The 23,290-nt window shown below is 38.4% G+C and carries 23 protein-coding genes and 1 pseudogene; 7 read left to right on the top strand and 17 right to left on the bottom strand.

All coding sequences use genetic code 11. From position 1 onward, the window contains the following. The 7 genes and pseudogenes from AB1A03_RS07455 to AB1A03_RS07425 all read left to right on the top strand — a co-directional run bounded on the left by AB1A03_RS07455 (position 1) and on the right by AB1A03_RS07425 (position 6,950). Positions 1-741, top strand: a complete 741-nt coding sequence (locus AB1A03_RS07455; RefSeq protein WP_354624025.1) for a hypothetical protein — start codon at positions 1-3, stop codon at positions 739-741. Next, positions 738-1,208, top strand: a complete 471-nt coding sequence (locus AB1A03_RS07450; RefSeq protein WP_354624190.1) for a class I SAM-dependent methyltransferase — start codon at positions 738-740, stop codon at positions 1,206-1,208. Before AB1A03_RS07455 ends, AB1A03_RS07450 begins: the two co-directional genes overlap by 4 nt. 23 nt (positions 1,209-1,231) lie before the next feature. Then, positions 1,232-1,975, top strand: a complete 744-nt coding sequence (locus AB1A03_RS07445; protein ID WP_354624024.1) for an SDR family NAD(P)-dependent oxidoreductase — start codon at positions 1,232-1,234, stop codon at positions 1,973-1,975. 63 nt (positions 1,976-2,038) lie between these two features. Next, a pseudogene (locus tag AB1A03_RS07440) lies at positions 2,039-3,316 on the top strand (1-deoxy-D-xylulose-5-phosphate synthase); the annotation flags it as partial. Then, on the top strand, positions 3,308-3,778 hold the full coding sequence (locus AB1A03_RS07435) for a transketolase C-terminal domain-containing protein (RefSeq protein ID WP_354624188.1): 471 nt from the start codon (positions 3,308-3,310) through the stop codon (positions 3,776-3,778). The pseudogene AB1A03_RS07440 and the gene AB1A03_RS07435, both read left to right, overlap by 9 nt. Then, on the top strand, positions 3,775-5,049 hold the full coding sequence (locus AB1A03_RS07430) for an ATP-grasp domain-containing protein (RefSeq protein ID WP_354624023.1): 1,275 nt from the start codon (positions 3,775-3,777) through the stop codon (positions 5,047-5,049). The genes AB1A03_RS07435 and AB1A03_RS07430 overlap by 4 nt, the downstream gene beginning before the upstream one ends. Beyond that, positions 5,046-6,950, top strand: coding sequence for a polysaccharide deacetylase family protein (locus AB1A03_RS07425; protein WP_354624022.1), 1,905 nt, complete (start codon positions 5,046-5,048; stop codon positions 6,948-6,950). Before AB1A03_RS07430 ends, AB1A03_RS07425 begins: the two co-directional genes overlap by 4 nt. Before the next feature lie 28 nt (positions 6,951-6,978). On the opposite strand, the gene AB1A03_RS07420 is transcribed toward AB1A03_RS07425, so the two are convergent. The 17 genes from AB1A03_RS07420 to cmk all read right to left on the bottom strand — a co-directional run bounded on the left by AB1A03_RS07420 (position 6,979) and on the right by cmk (position 23,289). Continuing rightward, positions 6,979-7,407: a hypothetical protein gene (locus AB1A03_RS07420; protein ID WP_354624021.1), complete on the bottom strand. Its 429-nt coding sequence runs from the start codon at positions 7,405-7,407 to the stop codon at positions 6,979-6,981. Further along, positions 7,404-8,357: a tetratricopeptide repeat protein gene (locus AB1A03_RS07415; RefSeq protein ID WP_354624019.1), complete on the bottom strand. Its 954-nt coding sequence runs from the start codon at positions 8,355-8,357 to the stop codon at positions 7,404-7,406. Before AB1A03_RS07415 ends, AB1A03_RS07420 begins: the two co-directional genes overlap by 4 nt. Positions 8,358-8,381: 24 nt before the next feature. Beyond that, positions 8,382-10,178 carry a motility associated factor glycosyltransferase family protein gene (locus tag AB1A03_RS07410; protein ID WP_354624018.1) on the bottom strand — a complete coding sequence of 599 codons (1,797 nt, stop codon included), beginning with the start codon at positions 10,176-10,178 and terminating at the stop codon, positions 8,382-8,384. Beyond that, positions 10,147-10,371, bottom strand: a complete 225-nt coding sequence (locus AB1A03_RS07405; protein WP_354624017.1) for a hypothetical protein — start codon at positions 10,369-10,371, stop codon at positions 10,147-10,149. Before AB1A03_RS07405 ends, AB1A03_RS07410 begins: the two co-directional genes overlap by 32 nt. Before the next feature lie 214 nt (positions 10,372-10,585). Then, positions 10,586-12,148, bottom strand: a complete 1,563-nt coding sequence (gene fliD / locus AB1A03_RS07400) for a flagellar filament capping protein FliD (RefSeq protein WP_354624016.1) — start codon at positions 12,146-12,148, stop codon at positions 10,586-10,588. 110 nt (positions 12,149-12,258) lie between these two features. Further along, positions 12,259-12,645 (bottom strand): flagellar cap protein FliD N-terminal domain-containing protein, encoded by a 387-nt coding sequence (locus AB1A03_RS07395; RefSeq protein ID WP_354624015.1) that lies wholly within the window; start codon positions 12,643-12,645, stop codon positions 12,259-12,261. 123 nt (positions 12,646-12,768) lie between these two features. Then, a complete protein-coding gene (locus tag AB1A03_RS07390; protein WP_354624014.1) occupies positions 12,769-13,158 on the bottom strand; it encodes a flagellar protein FlaG in 390 nt (129 codons plus the stop codon). A 99-nt stretch (positions 13,159-13,257) separates the two neighbouring features. Further along, entirely contained in the window at positions 13,258-14,958 is a 1,701-nt protein-coding gene (locus AB1A03_RS07385; protein ID WP_354624012.1) for a flagellin N-terminal helical domain-containing protein, read from the bottom strand. 347 nt (positions 14,959-15,305) lie between these two features. Then, entirely contained in the window at positions 15,306-16,982 is a 1,677-nt protein-coding gene (locus tag AB1A03_RS07380; protein WP_354624011.1) for a flagellin N-terminal helical domain-containing protein, read from the bottom strand. 182 nt (positions 16,983-17,164) lie between these two features. Beyond that, a complete protein-coding gene (locus tag AB1A03_RS07375; RefSeq protein WP_354624010.1) occupies positions 17,165-17,575 on the bottom strand; it encodes a MaoC family dehydratase in 411 nt (136 codons plus the stop codon). 26 nt (positions 17,576-17,601) lie between these two features. Beyond that, on the bottom strand, positions 17,602-17,850 hold the full coding sequence (locus AB1A03_RS07370; RefSeq protein WP_354624009.1) for a hypothetical protein: 249 nt from the start codon (positions 17,848-17,850) through the stop codon (positions 17,602-17,604). Next, on the bottom strand, positions 17,850-18,563 hold the full coding sequence (gene pyrF / locus AB1A03_RS07365) for an orotidine-5'-phosphate decarboxylase (protein WP_354624008.1): 714 nt from the start codon (positions 18,561-18,563) through the stop codon (positions 17,850-17,852). The genes AB1A03_RS07370 and pyrF overlap by 1 nt, the downstream gene beginning before the upstream one ends. Positions 18,564-18,704: 141 nt before the next feature. Beyond that, positions 18,705-19,877 carry a lipopolysaccharide assembly protein LapB gene (lapB, locus tag AB1A03_RS07360; protein ID WP_354624007.1) on the bottom strand — a complete coding sequence of 391 codons (1,173 nt, stop codon included), beginning with the start codon at positions 19,875-19,877 and terminating at the stop codon, positions 18,705-18,707. Between the two features lie 6 nt (positions 19,878-19,883). Further along, positions 19,884-20,177 (bottom strand): LapA family protein, encoded by a 294-nt coding sequence (locus tag AB1A03_RS07355; protein WP_354624006.1) that lies wholly within the window; start codon positions 20,175-20,177, stop codon positions 19,884-19,886. 245 nt (positions 20,178-20,422) lie between these two features. Continuing rightward, positions 20,423-20,701 (bottom strand): integration host factor subunit beta, encoded by a 279-nt coding sequence (locus AB1A03_RS07350; RefSeq protein ID WP_354624005.1) that lies wholly within the window; start codon positions 20,699-20,701, stop codon positions 20,423-20,425. Positions 20,702-20,826: 125 nt separating this feature from the next. Continuing rightward, a complete protein-coding gene (gene rpsA / locus AB1A03_RS07345; protein WP_354624004.1) occupies positions 20,827-22,497 on the bottom strand; it encodes a 30S ribosomal protein S1 in 1,671 nt (556 codons plus the stop codon). 114 nt (positions 22,498-22,611) lie between these two features. After that, positions 22,612-23,289 (bottom strand): (d)CMP kinase, encoded by a 678-nt coding sequence (gene cmk / locus AB1A03_RS07340; RefSeq protein WP_354624003.1) that lies wholly within the window; start codon positions 23,287-23,289, stop codon positions 22,612-22,614. Position 23,290: the final 1 nt, after the last annotated feature.

Below are 23,290 nucleotides of genomic sequence, written 5' to 3'. Positions count from 1 at the left end.
ATGATTAATTTTGTAGTTCAAGCAAGCTCAAGATCATGGGCTGGTGACATCGAACATTGTATGAATGAAATTAATGGCTACCCTGCTGTGTATTGGACCATAAAAAGAATCTACAATAATTTTAAGGAGGCCAATGTCATTCTTGTGGCTCCGGAATATGATGCACAAGGGGAGTTAAATAAACTCAAATCCCACTTTGAAGATTTAATAATTGTATATGCACATGATAGTAGCCCGCTCTTACGTATCATCAAAGCAACAAAATCACTCAATAATGAGCATTTTATACGGCTTAACGCATTAAATTTTCAGTTTGACATATCGCTTTTCCAACAAATTTATCAATTAGCAAAAGTAAATAACTATGATTGTGTAAAATTCCCAGATGATTATCCCGTCCACTTTACCTGCGAAGTATATAAGCCAAGTGCATTAATTTTATTAAACAATATATTAAACTCGGGTGAGATTGAAAATCCTAATATACATGAGATCCACCCTAAATTTTTATTAATGAGACGCCCCGAATTTAACTGCAAATATTTCACTCCACAAGATGAACTTGATATCGAAGATATTGAAGAATATCGAGAAAATATGAAGCAAGTTATGTTCAGCGAAAGGCAAGAAGTATCTGGTGACAAACAGATACTATCGGGAGACCAATTAACTTATCACTATGATTTGTCCGAGGAGTTCATGAATAGCAAAGGAATAACCTCAGGGAAAATTCTCATATAGCCTGTGGAACAGGCTATGGTTCAAAAAAATTAAGTGGAAAAAATTACCAAATAGTAGCAGCGGACTATGATAAACAACAAATAGAAAAAAATATAGTTGCACTAGCGCATTGCCAAGATATTGCCTTTAAACAGGAAGACATAACTAACATATCATTTCCCGATAATACTTTTGATGTAGCATTAAGTATGGAAACAATTGAGCATGTTGAGCCTCACAAAACGTTACGCGAATTAAAAAGAGTAATCAAAGATGGGGGATATTTAATTATTAGCACCCCTCAAAACTCATGCCCAAGTAAATGCGTTAACCCACAACATATCTATGAATACTCCTTAAAAGAACTGACTGATTTGGTTTCTCAATACTTTGCTATTGAACGTATAACAGGGTTAAAAGCAGGAAAAATTCATTTTAATGATGATCCTATTGGTGCAAACACTATTATTTTTGCTCGCAATCAATAATATACAGATAAAACGAGAATATTTTGAAAAATAACAATAAAGTAGTTTTAGTAACTGGCTCTAGTCGAGGTATCGGGAGAAGCATTGCTATTGGTTTCGCTAAGCAAGGCTATAAGGTTATCATCAATTACAATCACTCTCCTAAACAAGCAGAAAATACCGTTGATGAAATAAATCAATTTGGTGGAATTGCAGTTTCTTTTAAAGCAGATGTTTCTATACGAAAAGAAGTTATTAAAATGAAAGAATTCATTTTAGAAACATTCGGAAAATTAGATATTCTAATTAATAATGCAGGTATTAATAGACAAAAAACATTCTGGGAAATCGATGATGATGAATGGGATCTATTAATGAACGTCAATTTAAAATCGGTATTTATATGTAGCCAAGAATTTATGCCTCTTATGATTGAAAACAAATGGGGGCGCATTGTTAACATATCTTCTGTTTCAGGTGATTATGGAGGACCGAAAACCTTGCATTACGCAACCTCTAAAGGTGCAATACAAACATTAACAAAAGGATTAGCAAGGTATGGCTCGCCTGATGTTTTAGTTAACGCAATTTCTCCTGGTATTATCAAAACTGAAATGACTGAAAAAGAACTAGAAGGTAAAGCAGGGCAAGAGTATTTAGATAAAGTTTTATTAAAAAGAGCTGGTGATATGGACGATATTGTTGAAGCGTGCCTATTTCTAACTTCAACAAAACAAAACTACACAACTGGCCACACCATTAAAATAAATGGTGGTCTATACCTATAGCTATATTATTTTTTTATCGCTACGAACCATAACATAGAAATAAAGGAATACCATTTGAAAAACATGCCAACAAGTCAATCAATAAGCAATTTAAACTTAAATGAACTTAATGAGCTAGCAGAAAAAATTCGCACATTCATAATTTCCAACGTATCAAAAACTGGTGGGCATATCGGTGCAAATTTGGGTGTTATTGAATTAACCATTGCCCTTCATTATGTTTTTGATTTACAAAAAGATAAATTACTTTTTGATGTGGGTCATCAAGGCTATACACATAAATTATTAACGGGTAGAGCCGAACTTTTTCCAAGTTTAAATTCCATCGGAGGAATGTCTCGTTTTATTTGCCCAAAGGAAAGTAAATACGATATTTTAGATGCATCTCATGGCGGCACCGCAGTTTCTATCGGTACAGGAATTGCCTATGCGAATAAAATAAGTAACAGTGACTGTATCACTGTTGCCATCGTCGGGGATGGTGCGTTTGTTGAAGGAATGACCTTTGAAGGTCTTAATTACGCAACACAAAGCCCACTTCCCCTACTTATTATCATTAACGATAATGGTATGTCTATCCCTAAAAATGTAGGCAGCGTGAACCATATTTTGGCTAATGAACAAAGTGCATCTGATTATTTTAAGGCGATGAATTTCGATTATTTCCACATCGGAGATGGCCATGATTTAGCCTCTAGCATCAAAGTATTACAACAAGCTAAACACGCATTACAAAATAAAACAACTATCGTGCATGTTAAAACAGTCAAAGGTAAAGGCTTAGATATTGCTAAAAACCACCCGTACAAACTGCATTTCTCAATGCCCTTTGACCCTCTTGATGGCGCCAGTACCTCTCCAACGCCAGCAGGCAAATCCTATACAGAAGTAATTGGCAATACACTAAGTCGATTAATAAGCAATGATCAAAGTATATTTGCATTAACGCCATCAACCCCCTATGCGTCTGGATTGGATAAGTTACTTATTGATTTTCCAGAAAATAGTATTGATGTTGGCATGGCCGAGCAGCAAGCGGCAGGTATGGCTGCAGGTTTAGCAATGAGCCATAAAAAAGTGTTTTTATGCTATCAATCTACCTTTATGCAACGGGCCATGGATTAAATATTCCACGATATATGCTTTATGAATTTACCTGTTACTATTATCTCGTCTCGTTCTGGCTTTGCTGGGTTTGATAGCCCAACACACCATGCCATCTACGATTTATCTTATCTACGTGGATTGCCAAATCTGGAAATATTCTATGCAGGAAGTAGTCGAGACCTGCAAGAAATGATTGAATTACGAGCTCATACCGCAACTAAGCCGATGATAATATTACACCCCTATGAAGCTATTAGAAGCGATGAACAGAAATATTTGCAGAAACAGCCCATTGAGCAGAATGAAATTATTTTTGAAGGCAATGATGGATACATTTTATCCGTAGGCAATCGTTTAACCACTGCGATAGAGTTGAGGGAAAAACTTACACAACTGGGTAAATCTGTAGGTATTGTTAACGTTCGATGGATTAAACCATTCCATAAAGAATCCATTAAGCAATTAATCAAAAACACTCCCTTTGTCGTAACATTAGAAGAAAATGTAAAAGAGGCTGGGTTTGGTTCAATTGTTAGTGAGTTAATTACAGATAACGCTCTTTCTACGCCACTTATACGCATAGCAATTGAAAATGACTACACTTCAACGGGCGATAAAGAATATCTGTCTAAATTAGAACAAATCGATTGTGCTTCAATTATCAAACAACTTAACAGCAGAAAGCTCTTATCATGAAACAAAAAGCAATACTAATATTAGGCGGTAGCAATGATCAGCTGTTTATGATTAACACGGCCCATTCAATGGGCTTATTAACCGTAGTAGTTGACGGAAATCCAGAAGCTCCCGGACTAAAAATAGCCGATTATGCACAAGCAATTAATTTCAGTAACACTCAAGATGTCATCGCTTATTGTCAAGAACTCATCGCCAACAAGGTAAATCTAGCTGGCATATTAACGATGGGAAGCGATGTCCCTCATCTTCTTGCCAGCATAGCGAAACCATTTTCATGGGTAGCACCGAGCTTTGAAACAGCAGAAATTACTACTAATAAATTTTTAATGAAAGAGAAATTTGCCCAACATAATATTGCCATTCCACAATATGCACTCATCACAAATAGTGAGGAGATAGATACATTTTGGCAAGCTTGGCAATGCCAAAGTATTATCATTAAACCCATTGATGCAGCGGGATCTAAAGGAGTGAGTATTTGTAGTGATAAAAACAGCATAAAAGACCTTTATATGCATGCACAGCAAAACTCAAAGAGTGGTAAGGTACTTATCGAAGAATACATTGAAGGTAATCAAATAAGCACAGAAACTATTATTTATAATGGAAAATGTTATCACCCTGGTTTTGCAGATAGAGTTTATAATGATACTCGACATTTTTATCCTTATATTATGGAAAATGGGGGGTGGCAACCAAGTGCTATCAAAGATGAAAAATACGACGAGATATGTGCGCTTATCGAAAAAGTTGTGGATACATTAAAGATTAACAATGGTGTATTGAAAGGTGATGTAGTTTATTCAACTAAATATAATAAAGCGATGATTATTGAAGTAGCCTCTCGTTTAAGTGGCGGAGATTTTTCAGCAAGCCTAGTACCATTAGCCCACGATATTAATTATATTAAAAGTGCAATTCAAATTGCTTTAAGCGAACCTGTCGATTTATCTGAACTTACCCCTAAAACAAATAATGTAGTTGCTAATAGATACTTCTTTTTACCCCCAGGAAAATTAACTTCTATATACGGAATTGAGCAAGCCAAACAAATTCCACAACTAAAAAAGCTTGAATTTAATTACCAAATAGGCGCAGAAATCCCCATTATACGTAACCATGGGCAACGAATCGGCGTATTTATTATTCAAGCGGATAGCTACCAGCATTTACAGCAACTTGTTGACCAAGTATATGACACTATCACTTTTGCTGTTGACGACATAGCATGCAATGGTCATCCTAAACATTACAAAGTATTACAATGACTAGCTTATATAAAATCTATCACGGCAATTTGGCATTTTCAGCCGTTGAAGAAGAAAGCATTCCTGAAGTGATTGATAAATGCTATTTTCCTCTTTTAACATTTATCGAAAAGAGTAAGACCCCAACGGGATTAGAGCTAAGCGCTTATAGCTTAGAAAAAATTGCCCTGTATCGCCCCCTGTGGATTGAAAAATTCAAAGCGCTTCACGCGCAAAATCTTATTGAGCTTATCGGCAGTGGTTATATGCAAATAATCGGCCCTCTGGTTCCCTATGAAGTCAATATTGCCAACCAGAAAATTGGCAGAGAGGTGTATCAACAGATTTTAGGTATAACACCTAGCCTTGCCTATGTTAACGAGCAAGTTTTTTCCAAATCAATGGTCGATATTTATTATGAAGCTGGCTATGTCGGTATTGTGATGGAATGGAATAATGCCTTTACCAAACATAAAGAGTGGCAAAAAAGTTATGCATTTACCCCGGTTATAGCATCCGGCCTGAAACAAAAACTGCCTCTGCTATGGACAGATAGTATTATTTTTCAAAAATTTCAACGAGTAATACATAGTGAAAATATTGCAGAGGATTATTTAGCACAAATAACTTATTACATAACAAAAGGCTACCAAGCACTACCTATTTATACTTCTGATTTAGAGGTGTTTAATTATCGACCGGGGCGATTTGAAACGGAAGCGTTAATTGCTCACAATGAATGGCAAATCATCTTAGAAACGATTGAAAAGCTTAAACTTATCGGTGACTTTGTTTTACCATCTCAAGTGCTTATAGACCATTTACGTGCTGACATCAATCTGACACTAACTTCAAATTGCACACCTGTTATCGTCAAGAAACAGCAAAAGTATTCACTGAGCCGCTGGGCTGCCTGTGGACGTGGCGCGACCTACATTAATCACTTATGTTATAACTATTTTCGCACTATAAAATCATCGACCAATACAAATGATTGGAAAAAACTTCTACAATATTGGGGCAGCGATTATCGCACGCATATAACCCTAAAAAAATGGGCTGATGCCTTAGATTTTTTACGGCCATTAAAAACAAATGAAGAGCTAAAAAAATCACTGTTGCACGTTGTTAATGATATTTCAGTAACGAATGAAAAACAGCAATTAACCATCAGTAAAGATGGGCTAAGTTTTACTTTTCTAACACTCAAAGGACTCTGTTTAAAATCAATTATCCATCATGGTGAACGGCAAGCTATCGGCACCGTCATGCATGGTGATTTAGACTTTATTCATCATGGTGCTGACTATTACACTGGAACGACGGTTATCGATTATGCAGAAGGTGGCCGTATAACCGATTTATGTAACGTGAGCGATTATAAGCTGCAAGAGACAGAAAACGGCATAACTCTAAGTGCAGTAATTCCTTTAAAGACATTAGGGAAAATAGAAAAAGCGTGGCATATTGACTTCACTACACAGCAGCTATGCTACGATGCAAATATCACCCTGAGTGCAAGTATTAAAGGCTCTATTCGTTTGGGTACTATTACCTTAATACCGCAAAAACATAAAGAGTTGTGGTATGAATGCAAAAATGGAGGCTGTGCATATGAACGTTACCAACTTGATGCAAATACTCACATTAACCATGCGCAGGCATCCTCATTACTACAAAGTAGTCAAAGTGGAATAGGGGCAACGGATGGCGTTATTGCCTTTGGAAAAAATAACAGTAGAATTTTAACGATTAACATAGACCAAACAGCCAGTTACCCTTTTGTCATGTTACAAAACAGCATTGATGATAATCTGTTTTTAACTCGACTATTTTTCAGCTTGCAAGAGCTTGACGATACACTGAAAGAAATTGACAACAACTCATTTAGATTAAAATACAGTATTAACTTACAACAGTAAAAGCAAGTGGTCACAATAGCATGACCACTTACTTCAAGAGTTTAATCGCATCACAAAATTGCTGAACCACTCCCCCCCAATCTTTATCATTATTTTGATAAAAAAGGCGGCAATTTTTAGTCCAATGAGAATCGAGGTAGCTATCAGGATGATTTAACTGATTTATGGTTGGCAAAAACATCCACGATTTAATGCCTAACCTTGACGCTAGCATTAACGCGGCGTTACTAGCTGAAATGACCAGATCTAAATTAGCAATTAACGCACCGTAACGCTCAAAGTCCCCAGCTGCTGAACAGTCTTCAAAATGGGTAATCGTGATACCATGTTTCGCTTTGATATTTTCTATCTCTTGGTGGTATTCACCAAATTGTAAATTAACCCATTCGATATCTTCGTGCTTAAGTAATGGCAATAACTCTTCAAGGTACATTGAAAATTTGTTACCGTCATTCATGCGGCCGTGAAACCATGATATACCAATACGTAATCTTTTTTGGAAAGGCGAATCGAAATTGACTCCCTTAAACTATTATCGATGCTTAAATGACGCTGTTTAGAAAATGATTGTTCCGATAATCGATAAAGGTAAGATAATGATCCCGCTAAAATTTGTAAATCTAATTCCCCATTAACCGCCTGCTCTCGATTGACATCGGCGTAGGAGAGAATATTTGCCGTTGGAAAATTGTGTTGATATAAGGCTTTTAAACGGTTATCACAAACTATATAGGTTTTATTAGCATCAGCAATCGCCTCTGCAAAACAGCCCGTATAGGCGAGATTATCACCAATTCCCTGCTCTGGATAAATCAGTATGTTTTTACCTACGAGCGACTCACCATTCCATGCAGGCGCAAACCAATGCACTTGTTCTTTAATTTCGGCACGTTGTAAGCGACTATGGAAGCAGACCCAAGCATCTTGATACTCTTTTAAATGTAAAAGAATCGGATATAAATTAAATTTTGCTTGGTCGTTATTGGGCTCTAATTCGATTAACTTTAAATAGACTGCCCGTGCATTTTCATACTGGCCCAGATTTGAATAAGCCAAGGCAATATCTAGCAATACTTTGCTATCGCCAGTTTGATTGAAAAGAGCCTCTAGAATAGTTAATGCTTTTTCGTGCTGCTCTTGGTGAATATAATTACAACCAAGTAAATGCAGCAAGGGCTGTTTTTCCGCTTCTACAGTAATTAATTTGAGCACTTTTTTAAGGGTTAACTCTACCTCATCAAGGCGATTTAATTTAATAAAATTGGTTGCCAGTAACTTATAGGCGGCAATGTTTTTCGGTTCTTTTTTAATAATATTTTTGCATAAAGAGATGGACTTTATATAGTTGTTTTTTTTAGCTTCCGCACTGGCCTGTTTTAATTTAAGCAACAATTTTTGACTCTGCATGACTCTGTTCCTTGATAAACGCAACTAGGCTCTTGCTGGTTGATTGTAGTGTGCTTTAAGATCAGCTAATAGCCAAATAAAATGGTCGCTCATCTCTTTAACACAAAATTGAATAAACCGATTACGTGCTTTTTCATCGTGATAATTATTAAGGTTGCTCATAATGCTGGTTTGCAAATAGTTTAAAGAGCCGCAAAAAAAACGGTGAAATAATTTTCTCTGCTTGCCCGCATCAACACTGTTCATGAATAGATACTGTGCCGAAAAAGCCTGCGTTAAATCCTCTTTATTGTTAACCCCATTGAACATGTCTAGTAATGTCTCGATATACCCATCAAAGTAAGCCATAACATCACTAAATTCTGCAAATAAATCATGCTTTATCGTGTAATCATTATCAAAACAACTAGCAAGATGCTGACTAATGAGTTGCACTTTATTCTCTATTACGGGAAATGCAGGTAAAGCATCAACGCGACAGGGTGTCGTCAACAATATTCGAGCGCCATCACTGCAATTAACACATTCAACATCTCTGTTCTGTTCAAGTAACATCTCTAACACGCCACGAGAGTTATCAAAGGTTCTGATGGTTAATACCTCGTCAACAAAATTCCCAGGAACTTTAAAATCATAGTGCATCTTAAAATGGTCAATATCTTTATAATAAATACTGTCCTTAGCGTGATGTTCATCTTGCGATTTAAATCCATAATCGAGACCAAACAGAAATAATTTTTTAAAGCCCATTGCAATCGCCCCTGCACTAGAGGCATTGGTGACGGTTGGGTTACAATAAAAGAGTTCTTCATATCTATCGGAAATATGATCATGAATAAAACTGGTGCCGGCATCTCCGGTTTTTAACATCACATAGGGCTGCTTAAAGAGCGAGAGAATACCGGGATAAACCGTATTTAAACAAATCAGCGGTATCTCCTTTAGCACCTCTTCATGCCCCACTTTTTTTACCCATTGGTAAATCGACATCGGTCTCTCTTGTTCAACGTGCATATCAGGCTTTATGCCGTAGTTAAGCAACGGCTTTAACGACGTCCCCGAGGAAATAATAATCGCGTTGTTTTGGTTCTCTTTAATAAAGGGTAAGCACTCATCGAGCGAGGGGCCGTTACCAATAATAAACACGGGCTGCTCTTTGACTTGAAATTTGGCATGTTGTAATAACGTCGCCGCTTTATTAGCAGAAATATTGGTTAATGTATGGGAGATACCAATGATTTCATCTTCACAAAACCCCCAACCTGATTGATAACGATAGGCAACTTCTTTAATTTTTTTAAAGGCATCGGTGGTTTTATCACTCAAATAATGACGGTACTGATACATTTGCGCTATATTGAAAAACCCTTGTCGCTTAAAACTTTTATAAATTTCATTAACAAATTCATTCTCATTGCCGCCAATTTTAAAACTAATTTCCCCCCCACGGCGCTGACAATCAGTTAATAATTTTTCAATATCAATCGTATGCAACATAGCATAAAAGCAATCTGGCTCAGGTTCGTACACATAAGCGGAACGAATCGCAAACTTTTCAAACAACCCTTCAATATGATAACCAAGCCCACTACCGATAATCGCGATAAAATTAACACTGTCGCCTGCTTTTAATTGAAATTGAGAATAAACGCCTAATTCATCGCGACGTTTTTGAAATAGTCTGTGAATAACACGTTCATGCTCATATTTACTCTGATGATCTTTGTTTTGGTAAACTTCATAATCAAACTGTACTGGATTACGAATAAAGAGGTCAATCTGTGCTTGGCTAGCTAGCTTCAGGATCTTCTTGATAAACATACTCACCATTGCTGATTAAATTTACATGACCATGACTATCTAATCCTAACTGCACCTTGGTCGGCGTATAATTCTGATAATATTGATAAATAGTCGGCATCTGAGTCTTTAATACCGCCATATTTTTTAAAAATGTAGCACGCAATAGTTGTGTTTGAATTTTTACCATTAATGAATATAACTGAGATGACATTGCCGTACCTAATTAAAATAACTGAATAAAAAGATTATATAGACTAGAAGAGTGAAAAATAAGAAAAACCCAATAAAATGTGCGTTGTATCGGTATATTTATTGCTGCACAAGCAAAAAAGAGTAATCGATGAATCTCGAGGAGCAATAAAAAGCGGATGTAAAAATCGTGATTTTTGACATCCGCTTAAAGAGTCTAACATAAAAATATGCGTCTATTTTTCGCGGGTGTATCCTGGTAAGGCATCGAGCGTTGCTTTTAAATAGCTCATGGTATTATTAAGGCTAGAAACTGCCATATCCATAGCATTAAAATCCTTATAGAGGCGCGCTTCTAACTTATCCATGCGGTAATTAACGGCGGTTTGTTGCTCGTCAATCGTATTTATTTTCTTATATAAAGAGTCAATCTTACCATCAATGATAGTATTACTTTTTTCTATATCTCCCGTCGATGAGCTAATATTCGCATCGATAATACCGGCTAGCACATCATTCATCAGCTTGGTGACCCCCTCTGCGTAGGTAACCGTGCCACGACTGCCTAATGCACCACCTTCAATGAGTAATTTAATACCATTTGATTTACCATCCTGTGACAATAGATATTGACCATCACCAAATGCAGCAACACCATCAATTAATCCTTCGGCATCTACACCATTAATACCACCTTGCACATCTAACCCGACGGAAGTCAAAAAATTAGTATCCACCTGAGTAAAGGCAACCGTGGAGGATGATCCATATTTATTTGATGTAATAGCTAATTTTCCAGCATCATTGGCAATATTGACACTAATGCCATTACTTACAAAGTTGCTATCGGAATTAATTTGCGACTGCATTTCAATCGCCAGCTCTTCTATCGTTGCATAACTTTTCTGGCTGAGGTTTATATTGCCAGACAAGTAACCATCGACACGCATGGTAAAACTATCGTTATCCGCATCGATAGTTAGCGGAAAATTGAGGCCAATATCCGTACCGGTAAGTATCCCCTGTGTCGCCAACTGCGTCACTTCGACCGAATAAGTACCCGGTTTAGTTAAACTGCTATTGCTTTCGAATGAGACCATGGGATCAGATGCCGAGCCCGACGCAGTAAAAAACTCAGCAACACTATCCATATCATTTTTTAATATATTAGAAAACTTTAATGAATCGAGGGAAAGCGTGCCATCTCTATTGGTCAATATGCCCAAATCTGCAAAGCTTTTTACACTACCTTGAATGTGGTCAACGGAGGTATTAAGCACTGAGCGCATTTGGCTTTGAATATTACGAATCGTTGAATCACCATTCAAAATACCATCGGAATCCCCTACCCCACCTGCCTTGGTTAACTCATTCATTTTTAGAATAGTACTGTTATAGTTATCAACGAAGGCTTGAATTTGTTCTTCCACTTTACTGGTGTCTTTATTAATTTTTAAAGTCACCGTTTTACCAATCTCGGTTTCACCATTTAAGTTTAATGTGACACCTTCAATGACATTACTGATTTCGTTACTAGCACGTGAAATGGTAATACCATTCATGATGATTTTGGCATCTTGCGCGGCGGCGGTTTGTTCCGCATTCTTGGTGGTTTCTGAATAGGTAAAGCGCGATAGACCTGTGCCATCTTGATTATTACCATCATCATCTTGCACGGTTAACTCGATACCGTTAGCTTCGCCTGTCTCCTTATTTGTTAATACAAGGCGGTAATTTGTACCATCATTAACTATCGAAGCACTTACACTATAATCACCTTCATTAATGGCATCTCGCATCGACGTTAAAGAGTTATTACTGCTATCGATGGTTAAGGTCTCAATCGGTTTGTTCGGATCGACGGAAAAACTACCATCAACGTCACTATAGGTACCAAAACGAAAGGAGATTACCCCCGTGCCGACGAAATGATCACAGAGTCAAAGGCATCTGCAGCCGAGGAAATTAAGGTGTGCGCCTGTGCGCGCTGTTTTACTTCAAACTCCCATTGCCCGGTTTCCGCACCTAAGCCCAAGGTTGCATCAAGTATCCCCTTATCACTACTCGTTGCCGCAGCAGCTGAAAAGGTAGAGCCATAACCAAGTTGTTTATAGGATGATTTAAAACCAGATAACTCGCTATTAAGCATGCCATAGGCGGATATTTTTGCCGTTGCTTCGGCGGATGATTTCATCATTTTAGCAATAAGAGGATCTTTTTCAGCCCCCACAATTGCCGTCACAATGCTGTTAATATCCAGTCCTGAGCCAAGCCCAGTGGAAGTGATGGAAGACATAATTATTCCCTACTCGCTTATAAAAATCGGTTACCAAAGGAATTAAAAGCAAAAATCAGACCAATTAAAACCACATCAGTCCGCTATCTAATAACCAGCCATTATGGCATAGATAACAACTAACTACACTTTAGTATCAAATAGAATCCCTGCAACATCGTCCATTTTTTTACGTAGTACCACTAGCTCTTCAGATGGAATTTGACGAATTAATTCATCGGTTTCCATATCTTTAACCGAAATAATCGACTCGCCAAGATCTTCGTCGACCTGAAAAGAGAGATTTCGCTGCATACTTTGTACAAAGGCATTAATCTCTGCAATCGCGCTTTCTGCTTCTTTACTTGACAAATTTTCGGTTACTTTTTCACTTTCTTGCAGTGGACTAACGAGGCCCTCTTGCTCTTCATTAATGCCAACTTCAATCGCATTATTACGTGCTTTTGCCGTTATATTGTCTCCCTCTAAGGGAACCAATCTACTTGCTGATGCGGTCACTGTTAACTCAGACATATATCCTCCTCAATTCTCAACTAGCTAATGGTAAAAAAGCCCCCTACAAAATAGGGAGCTATTTATAACCAACTTATTAATCTAAGCTACCCAAGGTGATTACCCAAGCATTGATAGTACACTTTGAGCCGATGCATTTGCCTGTGAAAGCATTGATGTACCCGCTTGTTGTAATATCTGTGCTTTACTCATTTTAGAGGTTTCTGCAGCAAAGTCAGCATCTTGAATACGCGAGTTAGAAGCCGCTAAGTTTTGCGATACATTTTCTAAGTTAGAAACTGTAGAGCCTAGACGGTTTTGAATCGCACCCAAACTTGCACGAGAATCACTGATTTTACCTAGCGCTTCATCGATCTTGTCGATAGTGCTCACAGCGCCCGCCATGGTTGATACATTGGTACCTAAACTATCGATAACCTTACCGCCCATTTCACCAGTCATCCCCAATTTAGCAAGAGCAGCTGCTTGATTAGTCTGACCATCCGCTTTTGAGGTGATTTCAACCGCACTGCCATCTGCAGAGGCAAAATTTAACTTACCACCAGTAAAGTTTGCAGTCACACCTGTTTGCTCAGTGAGTTTATTAATCTCGGTAGCGATTGCAGCACCAGTAGCTGCTGTTGATGCAACTAAATCTACACCATTAATTTGAATACCATCTGTTGCCGTAATGAGACCATTGTAAGTACCTGCAGAGCTAGTTGAGATTGCACCAGCACCATTTGATACGTTAAATCCAGCTAATATAGTTTTAGCACCTTTAGTCGGAGCATTGTGGTCACTCACACTAATTGCAGAACCATCTTCACTAGTTAAAGCAATATAACCTTGATTTGTTGTTGCAGTTAAGCCCGTGTTAGTTGCTGTACCAGCAATAGTAATATCGGCACCAGTATCATTGGTTAGTAGTAATCCGCCCTTATCATCCAATGATGCAGTAACACCAGCTACATCACGGTTAATTGTATCAACTAAGTTAGACATTGATGACGTTGCACCGAGTGTAACTGTTTTGGCATCACCCACTGTGATTTGTAGTGTACCATCGGTAATACCCGTTAATGCTTTACCACCTTCAGTTGAAGCACCTTGCACGACGTTATAGGCATTTGCTCTGACACCTGTTTCTGCTGTTTTATCGTTAATTGCATTCGCATTTGCTAATGCAGTATTGCTAGTGATAGGCGTTGCCGCTCCAATTGACACACCATTGATATCAATAGCAGATGCAGTTAGATCACCTGTTACACGACCACCGTTTAGATCACCTTTATTAAGGTCACCGTTTAGACCTAAGTCATTAGTGGTTACTGATGCGATAGAGAAGCTTAATGTTTGTCCTGAGTTTGCACCAATTTGCAGTGTTGTCTCACCTGCTGTGCCGTTAAGTAGTTTCGTACCGTTGAATTCTGTTGTTTCAGCAATACGGTCTAATTCAGAGTGTAGTTGATCAACTTCTTCTTGAATCGCTTTTCTGTTTGATGCTGAGTTAGTATCATTGGCAGATTGCACAGAAAGTTCACGCATACGTTGTAGGATGTTAGTCATCTCATCCATTGAACCCTCAGCGGTTTGTGCCATTGACACACCATCGTTAGCGTTACGTACCGCTTGGTTGATACCTTTAATTTGTGATTGCATACCAGTCGAAATCGCAAGACCCGCTGCATCATCTTTGGCGCTGTTAATACGTAAGCCAGAAGATAAACGTTCCATGGCTTGGTTACTGGTTGCCTGTGATTTGTTTAACTGACGTTGTGCGTTCAGTGACATTACATTTGTGTTTACTACTGCGACCATGATGTGCTCCTTGGTTTATATATTTCTGACTTAAGATTTAGAGGGCTTAAATATCAGTTCAATTGGTTATGTTTAATTTATCGACCGCTTAAAAAATAACTTTAATGTTTTTTGCAAATTTTTCGTTATTTATTTTGTAACGGTTCATTTTCAAAACAGTCGATGTTCAGACTTAATTACTTTATCGACAGGGAGAAAAATAACTTTAGAAGAAAAGAGATGTTTTTTTGTGCATGTTGATTAAACACGACAGAGGATAGAGTTTGGGCTGTAGTTATCAGGCGCTAAGTCAGATGCCAGAGCAAGGAAATCACCCCACCAGCATGTTAGCAACTATCTATGTAGGGTTAGCCAAGCATTGATAGTACACTTTGAGCCGATGCATTCGCTTGGGAAAGCATTGATGTCCCCGCTTGTTGTAATATTTGTGCTTTACTCATTTTCGAGGTTTCTGCCGCAAAGTCAGCATCTTGAATTCGCGAGTTCGCAGCGGCTAAATTTTGAGATACATTTTCTAAGTTAGCAACTGTAGAGCCTAAGCGATTTTGAATCGCCCCCAAACTTGCCCGAGAATCACTAATTTTACCTAAAGCTTTATCGATCAAGTCAATGCTTTTACTGGCGTGAGCAGCTGTTTTTATGTTAACACCTAAAGCATCAATTGATTTTCCCCCCATCTCTGTGGGCATTCCCAACTTTCTTAGCGCTAATCCGCGATCTGTTTGAGTCGTCGCATTCGAGGTGATCTCAACTCCAATACCATACTCAGCCGCATAGACCATCTTCGGAAATCCAACTGCAGATAAGGTTACGCCAGTTAGCTCACTGTAAGAGTTAATATATGCTTCCAATTGAGTTGGAGATGCGATAGCTGCAGGCGCAATATCTACACCGTTAATTTGTAATTTATCGTTCGCCATAATATCGAATGATGCCGTCGTCATCCATTTTCCGACAATGGAGTCAATACCATTGGATTCTAAAAAACCCGCATTCAGAGTTTGCGCCCCACTCACGGCAATACTGTTATCGTCTAGACTGTGTAGGGCTAGATAACCTGAATATGTTCTATCAATCAATCCCGTTGCCACACTTTGACCGCCACCAATAGTAATATCAGCCCCCGTATCGTTGGTTAGCAAGAGCTCGCCCTTATCACCTAATGCAGCACTTATCCCAGCCACATCACGATTGATAGTTTCTACTAAGTTCTCCATAGAGGAAGTAGCCCCTAATGTCACAACCGCAGCAGTACCAACACGAATTTGAAGAGCGGTAGTAATCCCCGTTACAGGTAGATTTGCATCATCCCCTTGTATAACATTATAGGCACTAGCTAGCACCGCTGTGTCTGCGACTTTGCTGTTAATTGCCTTAGCGATGTCAATGGCTGAAGCTGAATCAGATTTAGGAATATTAGTACCATTAATTTTCAAGTCGCCGTCAACGCCAGTAGTCGCAAGCTGAACTCGACCACCATTTAAATCACCCTTATTTAAATTACCATTTAAACCTAAACTATTTGTACTGACCGAGGCGATAGAGAAGCTTAATGTTTGCCCTATATTTGCACCAATTTGCAGTGTAGTTTCACCCGCGCTACCGTTCAGTAGTTTCGTACCATTGAATTCCGTTGTTTCAGCAATACGATCTAATTCAGAGTGCAGTTGGTCAACCTCTTCTTGAATCGCTTTTCTGTTTGAGGCTGAGTTAGTATCATTGGCAGATTGTACAGAAAGTTCACGCATACGTTGTAGGATGTTGGTCATTTCATCCATTGCCCCTTCAGCAGTTTGTGCCATCGACACTCCATCGTTAGCGTTACGCACCGCTTGGTTAATACCTTTAACTTGTGATTGTATACCAGTCGAAATAGCAAGACCTGCAGCATCATCTTTGGCACTGTTAATACGTAAACCAGAAGATAAACGTTCCATGGCTTGGTTACTGGTTGCTTGTGATTTGCTTAGCTGGCGTTGTGCATTCAGTGACATTACATTTGTATTTACTGTAGCCACTACCATTTATCCCTAATTTATATTATTGATTTAACATTCACAAAATTTAAACATAAATTCAATGACTTATATTTTATTTATCGACCATTAAGAAAATAACTTTAGAGTAAATGGAGATTTTTTAGTACTTTATAGGGGGGATGAAAAAGAGATACAGCGTGCGGGCAATGACCCGCATTTAATGAATACTAAAAATAAACCCGCACCACAGAAACCGCAACACAGCCTGGGCGGCGAGTATTTTTGATTTCTACGGAGATCTCTTTTTCAATTTCTAAGCCGCTTTTAATCGGGGTGACTTTAATTAATCGACTATGGGCTCGAACAACACTTCCTGCTTTAACTGGGTAAGGAAAACGCACTTGATTAAGGCCATAATTAACCGTCATTTTGGCATTAGCATAGAGCGGTTTGTCTGGGTTAACACTATCGGTTAAACGTGGCAATAACGATAATGTCAAAAATCCATGAGCAATAGTCGTTTTAAAAGGAGACTCATTTTGCGCACGTTCAATGTCATTATGCAGCCACTGGTGATCTTCAGTGACATCAGAGAATTGATCAATGCGCTGCTGTGAAATTGTTAGCCAATCTCCCACATGTACCTCTTCTCCAAGCTTGCTTTTTAGTAATAAAAAAAGCTCCCTTGCTTCGGGAGAAAGTTCACCGGCTTTTGTTCGACACTAACGGAACGGCCATCTTTTAAAATTGAGTACTCTTTCACCCAAGAAAGTAGCTGGGTACGATTATTGTGCGCTTTTTTGATAAATAATGAATAATAGTCACGAATGGCTGGAGACATCCACTCTTTGAAATCAAAGGCAAATTTCTCCATAAATTCCATTTTATATCTATTCATATCAAACTTTTTCATTACTTATCCTGATGCAAGGTTGCATTTATCTCAGCTAATACTTGCACTGGATCAGTCGATTGTGTAATTGGACGGCCGATAACCAAGTAATCAGATCCTGCATTTATCGCCTCTTTAGGCGTCATAATACGACGCTGATCGCCTGCATCAGTTCCCTCTGGACGAATGCCCGGTGTGATCAATTTAAACTCCGCACCTAATAACTCTTTTAGCTCATGCGCTTCGTGAGAAGAACAAACCACCCCATCAAGGCCAGATTGTTTGGTTAACATAGCAAGACGCTTCACTTGCTCGGCTGGTGTTAAGGTAATACCTAATTCAGTTAAGTCTGATTGATCCATACTCGTTAAAACAGTCACTGCGATTAATAATGGCGCTTTGTCACCGTAAGGTTCAAGGATCGCTTTTGCCGCTTCCATCATACGTCGTCCACCACTGGCATGAACGTTAACCATCCAAACTCCAAGATCTGCCGAGGCTTTCACTGCTTTAGCAACGGTATTAGGAATATCATGAAATTTTAGATCCAGAAAAACGTCGAAGTTTTTTTGTACAATTTCTTTCACAAAATCAGGGCCAAAATGGGTAAACATCTCCTTACCTATTTTAAGACGACAACTTTTTGGATCAAGTTGGTTAATGAAATTTAATGCGGCTTGCCTATCATCATAATCTAATGCGATAACAACTTTTGGATCGGTAATGTGACTCATTATTGTTCCTATTCTTAATGCCCTAAAGGCCAACCTATCTTATCTATTACGATAATCTTTGCAGTAAAATCTTAAAACGAAAGCGCGCAGTTTAGCCCCTTAAATTCGCACTTTCAACTCGGAATTTTCGCTAAAAGCCCCCTACTCACCATCTAACCCTCGAATAGGCTTGATACGCCCCCAACTTCTACAAGAGGGGCAAAGCCAAAATAATTTTTTGCTTGAATAGCCACATTTCTGGCAGCGATATTTTGGGCGTAATTTAATTTGTTCAGAAACTAATTGTTGTAATGAATTCAAGCTCTCTTTTTCACTAGACGATTGAGCCTGTTGTAAGTGATAGGTGATGAAGTGGTTAAAGCCTTTCATCGTAGGATTACGCCGTAATTCCTGCAACATAAACGCCTGTGCTTTGACGATACCTTGATGTTTTTCTATTAGTTTAGCTAAGATAATAACGGCGCTAGCGCCACCACCAAGGCTCACAATACGATATAAATAAGCAATTAATCTTTGTTCACTACCAAGTTGCTCATGCAATGCTAATAATTTATCTAAAATGACTTCCGTAAAATCGATATCAAGTTCAGGTATCAACTCCAAAATAGCAAGTGCCTTTTCTGGCATTCCCTTTTGCGTATAATAATCACTTAAAGCAATATTGGCACGTACACAACTAGGCCATACAGCTAATGCTTTTTGGTAAATTTTGATCTTCTGCTTTTCATCAACAGGTTGATTAAGTTGTTCCGCTAGGCTGCAATAGAGATAAGATAACGTTCTACGTTTAGTTTTCCCTTTGGACTGCTTGTGCAGGCTCTCAGTAACAGCAACGGCTTCCTTCCAATCTTTTAGCTGCTGGTAAATCTGTAGTAAGTTTTCTAGGGCTATTTGGTGATAATCAGGGGATTCTTTAAGTTTACTAAATATATCTTCACTACGGTCTAATAGCCCTGATTGGTAAAAATCTTTACCCAATTGTAGTAATGCTAAATCTCTTTGTTCACGCGTTAAACTGGGGCGTGCTATTAAATTTTGATGAATACGAATAGCGCGATCAACCTCACCGCGTTGCCGAAATAAGTTACCTAAGGCAAGATGTGTTTCAATAGTTTCACTGTCAACTTCAAGCAGTGCAATAAAATGGTCAACCGCTTTATCGGGTTGCTCATTCAAAAGAAAGTTGAGACCTTGGACATAATCTCGGCTAAGTTTATTACCTTTCTTCTGATTTTTTTGGTGCACACTGCGCACCCCCATATACCAGCCATAAAAGGCAGCAACAGGAAGTAAAAGAAAGAAAATTTCTTGCACTGAAATTTAATCCTTATTGGTGACTGGCTGAGAAAGTAATTTATCTAACTCTTTACGTTGCTTATTATTAGCGCGACGTAAAAGCCTATTTTTCACTTTCAGTTGCAAATAAAGCCAGCCCATGGAAATGGCTGCAATAGCAAAACCAACTGTAAAGGTAATGGCTAATAGCGTGGATAAATGCATGTCACTTTGTGCCACAATGTAATTCACATTAACCATATCTTGGTTTTTTAAGCCAAGCACAACCGCGATAATAAAAAACAGTACTGCGACAAGCAAAGTCAAAAATCGTTTCATAATTATACCTATAAAAATGAGATTGCTATCAGTGTATTATAAATGCCATTGGGAATATACCCGTTACCATTGAAAATACAAAAATCAATCGGGTGTGTCATGATTATAAGTGATGGGGGGGCGGTAATAAAATCCTATAATTATCGACTCATTAATGGTTGTTAAAATGAGAGGTAACTCCATTAATAATTTCAAGGCAAAAAAAATGGTGCTATAAAGCACCATTGTCGTTACTTGCAAAAGCATCAAACATTAACGCGCTCTCGAAGCGCTTTGCCTGGCTTGAAGTCAGGAACGAACTTACCACCTAATTCAACTTTATCACCCGTTTTCGGATTTCGGCCAATACGTGGAGCTCTAAAGTGTAATGAAAAGCTACCAAAACCTCTGACTTCAATTCGCTCAGCACTCGCCAATGAATTGGTCATTAATGATAATATCTCTTTTACACTCTCTTCAACTTCTTTAACAGACAACTGAAAATGTTTGCTGGTTAGTCTTTCTATTAAATCTGACTTAGTCATAACTCACCTCAATTTCATAAATGAAAACAGTAAAGCGACACCAGTTAATACAAATAATGACGCCAGAAAACTGACGTCAAATTAATACTAAATCCAATAACTATTCATTAAAGGAATGAGTAAAATTATTTGCCTTTAGCAGCATTAAACGCGTCAAGCATTGCATTACCCATGCTTGCTTCGTCTTGTTGCTTCAATGTATCAATTGCTTCTTTCTCATCAGCTTCATCTTTCGCTTTGATAGAAAGGCTAATTACGCGGTTTTTACGATCAACACCAACGAATTTAGCTTCAACTGATTCACCAGCTTTTAGCTCTGTAGATGCATCTTCGATACGATCACGTGAAATATCAGCAACACGGATATAACCTTCAACACCATCAGCAAGAGCAACAGTAGCTCCTTTAGCATCAACTTCAGAAATAGTACCTGTAACAATAGACCCTTTCTTGAATTCTGCTAAATAATTATTGAACGGGTCAATAGCTATTTGTTTGATTCCTAAAGAGATACGCTCACGCTCAGGATCAACTTGTAGAACTACAGCTTCGATTTCGTCGCCTTTTTTGTAGTCTAATACAGCTTTTTCGCCTTCAACTTCCCAGCTGATGTCTGAAAGGTGTACTAAACCATCGATGTTGCCATCTAGACCAATGAAGATACCGAAATCTGTAATAGATTTGATTTTACCTGATACTTTTTGGCCTTTATCATGAGTTGAAGAGAACTCTTCCCATGGATTTGGTTTACACTGTTTAAGACCTAAAGAGATACGACGACGATCTTCATCAATATCCAATACCATAACTTCAGCTGTATCACCAAGATTTACAACTTTAGATGGGTGGATATTTTTGTTAGTCCAATCCATTTCAGATACGTGAACAAGACCTTCAACGCCTTCTTCGATCTCAACGAAACAACCGTAATCAGTTAAGTTAGTCACTTTACCAGTTAAACGAGTTGATTCAGGGTAACGCTTAGCAATTGCTACCCATGGATCTTCACCAAGTTGTTTAAGACCAAGTGATACACGAGTACGATCACAATCATATTTAAGTACTTTAACGTTGATTTCATCACCAACATTAACAATTTCACTTGGGTGTTTAACACGTTTCCAAGCCATATCTGTGATATGAAGTAGACCGTCAACACCACCTAAATCTACGAACGCGCCGTAGTCAGTTAGGTTTTTAACGATACCTTTAACATCTTGACCTTCTTGAAGGTTCTCAAGTAACTCATCACGTTCAGCACTGTTTTCTGTTTCAATAACAGCACGACGAGATACAACAACGTTGTTACGTTTTTGGTCAAGTTTAATCACTTTGAATTCAATATCTTTGTTTTCAAGGTGAGCAGTGTCACGTACTGGACGTACGTCAACTAATGAACCAGGTAGGAAAGCACGGATACCGTTTAATTCAACAGTAAAACCACCTTTAACTTTACCGTTGATAACACCGATAACAGTTTCTTGGTCTTCGTAAGCTTTCTCTAGTTGGATCCAAGCTTCATGACGTTTCGCTTTTTCACGAGAAAGTTTAGTTTCACCGAAACCATCTTCAACCGCGTCTAACGCTACATCTACAACATCGCCAATAGCAACTTCTAGTTCGCCAGCAGCATTCTTGAACTCTTCAGCTGGAATTGCAGCTTCAGATTTAAGACCCGCATCAACGAATACTAGGTTATTACGAATACCAACAATTGTACCTTTAACAATCGTACCAGGGCGAGTTTCTACTTGTTGAAGAGATTCTTCAAACAGTTCAGCAAAAGATTCCATCATCTATTTATTCACACTTATTTATTATACAACCACTTACAATCCATTAGTAAGGGAGGCTGAGGAAGATAACCACTTTATCCATAAGGTGGTGTTTTAAAAGCAGAAAATTATTTTCTACAAATTTAATTTATGCGCGACAAGATTAAGAATTTGCTCGACCACTTCATCGATAGTCAAACAAGTTGAATCGATAACAAATGCATCTTCTGCGGGCCGTAAAGGCGCTACAGTGCGATTTCGATCACGAAAATCTCGCTCTTTTATCTCGCTTAAAATTTGCGCAATGCTAACACTAAAGCCTTTCTCTTGCAACTGATTAAAACGACGTTGTGCTCGCTCTTCTGCACTTGCATCTAAGAATACTTTCACTGTGGCATCAGGAAAAACGACCGTCCCCATATCGCGTCCATCGGCTATTAAGCCGGGCTTTTGATAAAATGCTTTTTGGCGAGCCAATAATGCATCTCTAACGACTTCAATTGATGCAATTTGCGATGCAGCATCGGCAACAATTTCAGTACGTAATTGATCACCGATATTGTTACCAGATAGCAGTGTATCCACACCAACACCATTCGATTGGAAAGAAACTTGTAAATCTAGCGCTAATTTAACCAGCGTCTGGTGATCCTTTAAATCTATTTTTTGCTGCAATGCCGCAAAAGCTAAAACCCGATATAATGCGCCACTATCAAGTAGGTTCCACTGTAGTTTTTTAGCAAGAATATGACAAACCGTGCCTTTTCCTGAACCGCTTGGCCCATCAATGGTAATGATATTTGTTGTTGCCACC

The sequence above is a fragment of the Psychromonas sp. MME2 genome, assembly GCF_040566515.1.
In the GTDB taxonomy this organism is placed as follows: domain Bacteria; phylum Pseudomonadota; class Gammaproteobacteria; order Enterobacterales; family Psychromonadaceae; genus Psychromonas.
This window is presented reverse-complemented; position numbering and strand designations above follow the sequence as displayed.

What these genes read in the sequence shown, in the direction of transcription:
- AB1A03_RS07420 (WP_354624021.1), bottom strand. Translation starts at nt 7,407, where the DNA reads ATGAATGACGGTAACAAATTTTCAATGTACCTTGAAGAGTTATTGCCA.
- AB1A03_RS07415 (WP_354624019.1), bottom strand. Translation starts at nt 8,357, where the DNA reads ATGCAGAGTCAAAAATTGTTGCTTAAATTAAAACAGGCCAGTGCGGAA.
- AB1A03_RS07430 (WP_354624023.1), top strand. Translation starts at nt 3,775, where the DNA reads ATGAAACAAAAAGCAATACTAATATTAGGCGGTAGCAATGATCAGCTG.
- pyrF (WP_354624008.1), bottom strand. Translation starts at nt 18,563, where the DNA reads ATGAGTCACATTACCGATCCAAAAGTTGTTATCGCATTAGATTATGAT.
- AB1A03_RS07410 (WP_354624018.1), bottom strand. Translation starts at nt 10,178, where the DNA reads ATGTTTATCAAGAAGATCCTGAAGCTAGCTAGCCAAGCACAGATTGAC.
- AB1A03_RS07385 (WP_354624012.1), bottom strand. Translation starts at nt 14,958, where the DNA reads ATGGTCGCAGTAGTAAACACAAATGTAATGTCACTGAACGCACAACGT.
- fliD (WP_354624016.1), bottom strand. Translation starts at nt 12,148, where the DNA reads ATGCGAGATGCCATTAATGAAGGTGATTATAGTGTAAGTGCTTCGATA.
- AB1A03_RS07395 (WP_354624015.1), bottom strand. Translation starts at nt 12,645, where the DNA reads ATGTCTTCCATCACTTCCACTGGGCTTGGCTCAGGACTGGATATTAAC.
- AB1A03_RS07435 (WP_354624188.1), top strand. Translation starts at nt 3,308, where the DNA reads ATGATAATATTACACCCCTATGAAGCTATTAGAAGCGATGAACAGAAA.
- AB1A03_RS07425 (WP_354624022.1), top strand. Translation starts at nt 5,046, where the DNA reads ATGACTAGCTTATATAAAATCTATCACGGCAATTTGGCATTTTCAGCC.
- AB1A03_RS07390 (WP_354624014.1), bottom strand. Translation starts at nt 13,158, where the DNA reads ATGTCTGAGTTAACAGTGACCGCATCAGCAAGTAGATTGGTTCCCTTA.
- AB1A03_RS07455 (WP_354624025.1), top strand. Translation starts at nt 1, where the DNA reads ATGATTAATTTTGTAGTTCAAGCAAGCTCAAGATCATGGGCTGGTGAC.
- AB1A03_RS07350 (WP_354624005.1), bottom strand. Translation starts at nt 20,701, where the DNA reads ATGACTAAGTCAGATTTAATAGAAAGACTAACCAGCAAACATTTTCAG.
- AB1A03_RS07370 (WP_354624009.1), bottom strand. Translation starts at nt 17,850, where the DNA reads ATGAAAAAGTTTGATATGAATAGATATAAAATGGAATTTATGGAGAAA.
- rpsA (WP_354624004.1), bottom strand. Translation starts at nt 22,497, where the DNA reads ATGATGGAATCTTTTGCTGAACTGTTTGAAGAATCTCTTCAACAAGTA.
- AB1A03_RS07380 (WP_354624011.1), bottom strand. Translation starts at nt 16,982, where the DNA reads ATGGTAGTGGCTACAGTAAATACAAATGTAATGTCACTGAATGCACAA.
- AB1A03_RS07355 (WP_354624006.1), bottom strand. Translation starts at nt 20,177, where the DNA reads ATGAAACGATTTTTGACTTTGCTTGTCGCAGTACTGTTTTTTATTATC.
- AB1A03_RS07405 (WP_354624017.1), bottom strand. Translation starts at nt 10,371, where the DNA reads ATGTCATCTCAGTTATATTCATTAATGGTAAAAATTCAAACACAACTA.